Below are 4,911 nucleotides of genomic sequence, written 5' to 3'. Positions count from 1 at the left end.
GGGAATCGGGAACAGGGAACAGCTAACAGGTTATCTGAAGCTCATAGGTATGAGAAATGCTATATTGCTATGCCCATCTCCCCATCTCCCCATCTCCTCATCTCCCCATCTCCCCACACTTCCAACCCTCCCCGCGCCCGGGTTCCACACTCTACTATGAATACTACTCTAAATTCTCAACATCTCCTTTGAGTCCGGAAGATGTTGAGGAAAGTTTCTAAGGCTAGAGATTGCAGAGTCTAACCAACCGTGCCAGTAATAGAGTATTGTCCTAAGCTGCCGTAATCACTATATCCGGTAGCTAAGTTTCCAAGACCCGTACCATCAATGCTTAGATAGTACTGTCCTGGATTGAGGTCAAGATTAAAGCTAGCAGACAGAGAACCGATAGGATTAGAGACGCTAATCAGTTGACCAGAAGCATTATATAGTTTAGCCAGAATGTCTAAATTAGGTCCTCGCTCAAAAGGCTCAATATCTAGGGCTATGTTGCCCGTTGTTGAATTGAACTGGAACCATTCAATGTCGTTATTTTGTTCAATGATGCCATAAGTTTCTACCTGACCACCATTGAAAGATAGCGCTGCTGCACTGGTTCGACTGTTACTATAATCGTCCAGGCGATAGCCAAAACCATTTTGCCCAGTGATGATATCTAGGTCATCTTCTTGGTTGCTGGCACCGGTATACTCACCTTTGCTCCATTGAGTTAGATTTTTATCGTTGCCCTCTCCCATAATAGGAGCCCACCCTGTTTCGACACTGCCATTGTCATGACCACCGTAATAGTGGTTGGTTAAATTACCGTCATGTGTCAGACCCAAGCTATGACCTACCTCATGGCTAATAGCTTCAGCCACCGCTTTCTCACTACCTCCAGCGCGATTCTCTGAAAAAATAAAAACGGGGGTATCAGTGTTCCAGTTGAATGAATCCATATAAGCCAAACCACCGGTACCTTTTTGATACCAAGAACCATCTCCCCCAATCACAACGCGAATCCCCCATTGGGAATCACTAGCGCTGGTTTTTTTGAGTTGGTCATCGGAAGGTTGGGCAGTAGTCACATTCACATCAAAGGGACTAAAGTCTTCTGCCACCCGTTGCCAAATGCGCCAAATGGTCTCTGTCTCAGCAGTGGAAAAATTTGAAGTATTCCCATCCGTGTCATAGGCAGGGGTCACAATGGGACTCCCGAACTTCTGGTTCCATAGGGTATTTGTGGTAGTTTGACCATCAAAGTCAAGGTAGATAATGTGGTCTGCGTCTGGATTGCTGTTGAGGGAAAAGACTTGGTTCGGGCTCAAGGGCTGATAGGTATTTGGTTTGGTAGTTGCAGCAATTCCAATAGTTGTAGTACTTTCAGGTAACTCTAAATCATCGGAAACAATGCCATTGCTACCAAGAGCGTAGGGTCTTACCTCGGCAAAGTAAGTGCCATTGGTAGCACTGTAGTTGATCACATTCTTAGCATTGCTACCCTCTAAAGACCTAGCCACGTTTTGGTCGCCAAAGTCCAAGATGCCATTATTCTTAGTGTTCCAATAGAGTCTGAGGTTAGCCTCATCACCGGCACTGATCTGGTATAAATTTAGCTTAATTTGACCGTTGTTTGAGACCCTAAACTTAAACACATCAGTGCGGTCTAAGAGCCTAAGCTCCCCATTGCGGCTGATGAGATTGCCCGTGAAAGTGCCTAAATCATCGAAAATACCCATGATTCACTCCTGACTTTTTTTCTCTGTGAAAAGAAATAGAAATTAGCCCAAAAACTTGATTTTTTTTGAGCTTTACTACATCTACAGCTTAATAAACCACACCTAAATTTTGTAATATTTGTAAGCCAAGTTTATCAGCTCTTAATTTTAGCGGTGCGACCCGTGGCCAATTTAATTACGGGTCAAGGGCACCGTAACGAAATTAGCTTAATGATCACAGTTGTCAGAGCTGATTGGTAAAGTAAGCTATAACCATGACACTGGAAGGATTTCAGGAATTCGGTCTAGTTTGAGACCTGTTCCCTGAAATCCATATCTGTCAAGGGATTTGAGCGATGAATATTTACTATAAATTAGCTATAAATTAACGCTTATGGATTACTATACATCCTCAACATAAGCTTCGATATTGGAATATTTTTAGGAACGTTTCTAAGGCTAAATATTGCAGGATCTAAGCAATCGTGCCAGTAATAGAGTATTGTCCTAAGCTGCCGTAATCACTATATCCGCCAGTAATTAGGTTTCTTTCACCAATACCCTCAACGCTTAGATAGTACTGTCCTGGATCAAGGTCAACATTAAAGCTAGCAGACAGAGAACCGATGGGATTAGAGAAGCTAATCAGTTGACCAGAAGCATTATATAGCCTAGCCAGAATGTCTAAATTAGCTCCTCGCTCAAAAGGCTCAATATCTAGGGCTATGTTGCCCGTAGTGGAATTGAACTGAAACCAGTCAATGTCGTTATTTTTTTCAATGATGCCATAATTTTCCACCTGACCATCATTGATGGATAGCCCTGCTGCACCGGTTCGCCAGTTACTATAATCGTCCTGGCGATAGCCAAAACCATTTTGCCCAGTGATGATGTCTAGGTCATCTTCTTGGTTGCTGGCACCGATATAGTCACCTTGGCTCCACTGAGTTAAGTCCTTGAAATCACTATTCCCCATGATAGGAGCCCATCCTGTTGGGCCGCTGCCATGACCAGTGTAATACTCGGTGGTAAAATTACCGTCATGTTCAAGACCCAAGGTATGACCTACCTCATGGCTAATGGTCTCAGCCACCCCTTTCTCACTGCCGTTATACACTTCTGAAAAAACAAAGGTGGGGGTATCAATGTCGTCGTTGAATGAATCAAGATAACCCACACCAACGACACCTGGTTTATTATACCAAGAACCATCTCCCCCAATCACAACGCGAATGCCCCATTGGGAATCACTACCGCTAGTTTTTTTGAGTTGGTCCTCGGAAGGTTGGGCAGTAGTGACATTGACATTAAAGGGACTAAAGTCTTCTGCCACCCGTTGCCAAATGTGCCAAATCGTCTCTTTCTCAGCAGTGGAGAAATTTGAAGTATCCCCATCCGTGTCATAGGCAGGGGTTACAATAGGATTTCCGTAGTCATCGTTCCAGTCAGTACCTGTGGTGGTGTGACCATTAAAGTCAAGGTAGATAATGTGGTCTGCGTCTGGGTTGCTATTTAGGGAAAAAACTTCGTTGGGGTTAAAGGGCTGATAGGTATTTGGTTTGCTAGTTGGGGTAGTTCCAGTTCCAGTCGTAGTAGTACTTCCAGACAACTCTAAATCATAGGAAACAATACCATTGCTACCAGGAGCGTAGCGTATTACCTGGGCAAAGTAAGTGCCACTGGTAGCAGTGTAGTTGATCACATCGTCAGCATTGCCACTCTGTAAAGATCTAGCCACATTTTGGTCGCCAAAGTCCAAGATGCCATTGTTGTTAGTGTCCTGATAGAGTCTGAGGTTAGCATCATCACCGGCACTGATATTGTTTAGATTTAGGTTAATTTGACCGTTGTTTGAGAGGCTAAACTTATACACATCACTGCGGTCTAAGATTCTAAGGTCCCCATTGCGGATGATGGAATTACCCGTGAAAGTGCCTAAATCCTCGAAAGTACCCATGATTTACTCCTGTTTTTTTTTCTGTGAAAAGCAATGTAAATTAGCCCAAAAAAATAATTTTATTTGCGCTTAACTACATTTACACAGTAATAAACCAAACCTAGTTTTGTAATATTTTTAAGCAAAGTTTATCAGCTCTTAATTTTGAACAAAATTAGCTTAATTATCACCGTTGTCATATCTGATTGGTAAACTAAGCTATAACCCTGGCGCTGCAAGGCTTTCATTGATTAGTGTCCTTAGGGAAGCCCTGTTCCCTGAAATCCATATCTGTCAAGGGATTTGAGCTCTTAATATTTACTTTATAAATTAGCTTTAAAGATTGCAACCCTAATAGTCTAAAATAATTAAATTAATATTTTTTTATGGCATCTTTTTTCGGTTATCAAAATAATCTACATATAACCATTTATTAGGTTATATGTAGATTATTTTTAATTGGTTTCAGTAATAAAAAATATTACGAAATACAGCGGTTTTAAATTCAGTTAGGTACAAATTTATGGGTTTTTAGGGAGCAGGGACTGAGGCCGTCGGCCACGCGGTGCGCGTTCGGAGCAGGGAGCAAGGAAGAGGGAAGAGGGAAGACAATCCTGTGTAGCTGATAGTTATGCAAACCGCCGTAGTTTTAATTATTATTGACTCTAGGGTTTATTATAGCTATGTGGTTGGAATATTTTGGTGATAAATTTGGTAGGATAACTGTCGCGGTAAATCGTGCTTATAAAGCGCCAAAATTGTTCTAATAGAATTCCTAGCTTCATGTAGGGTGGGCAGTACACCAGACAGATCAGATCAGCTGGCAATCGGGTTGCTAGGCACTGCCCACCTAGGATTCATGACTGTGAAGTTTGAACTTTGAACTTTGAAGTTTGAACTTTGAACTTTGAACTTTCAACTTTGAACTTTGAAGTTTGAAGTTTGAACTTTGAACTTTGAACTTTCAACTTTGAACTTTGAAGTTTGAAGTTTGAACTTTGAACTTTGAACTTTCAACTTTGAACTTTGAACTTTGAACTTTCAACTTTCAACTTTCAACAAACCTTCAAACTGCCATGCCCCGTTCCACAGCAGGTCGCTGCTGCATTGTCTCGACCCAGCGTTTGAGGTGGGGATGCTTATCTAGGGTCACTCCCAAATACTCATAGGCAGCTACCCAAGGATAGGTAGCTATGTCGGCAATGGAGTAATCTCCAACAATGAATTCCTGTTTTGCTAATTGCTGATCTAAGACACCAAACAGACGTAGGGTTTCTT

At 42.1% G+C, this 4,911-nt stretch carries 3 protein-coding genes; all 3 read right to left on the bottom strand.

Going from position 1 to position 4,911, the window contains the following annotated elements; translation table 11 throughout:
• Positions 1 to 239 precede the first annotated feature (239 nt).
• Positions 240 to 1,718, bottom strand: a complete 1,479-nt coding sequence (locus F6K57_RS36715) for a zinc-dependent metalloprotease family protein (protein WP_293073172.1) — start codon at positions 1,716 to 1,718, stop codon at positions 240 to 242.
• A 454-nt stretch (positions 1,719 to 2,172) separates the two neighbouring features.
• Positions 2,173 to 3,654, bottom strand: a complete 1,482-nt coding sequence (locus tag F6K57_RS36710; protein ID WP_293073169.1) for a pre-peptidase C-terminal domain-containing protein — start codon at positions 3,652 to 3,654, stop codon at positions 2,173 to 2,175.
• Positions 3,655 to 4,699: 1,045 nt separating this feature from the next.
• A partial coding sequence (locus F6K57_RS36705; RefSeq protein WP_293073166.1) for a glutathione binding-like protein occupies positions 4,700 to 4,911 on the bottom strand: 212 nt, incomplete at its 5' end.

It is taken from the genome of Moorena sp. SIO4A5, from assembly GCF_010672005.1.
In the GTDB taxonomy this organism is placed as follows: Bacteria; Cyanobacteriota; Cyanobacteriia; order Cyanobacteriales; family Coleofasciculaceae; genus Moorena.
The sequence above is the reverse complement of the archived record's forward strand: the minus strand, read 5'-3'. Positions and strand labels throughout refer to the sequence as shown.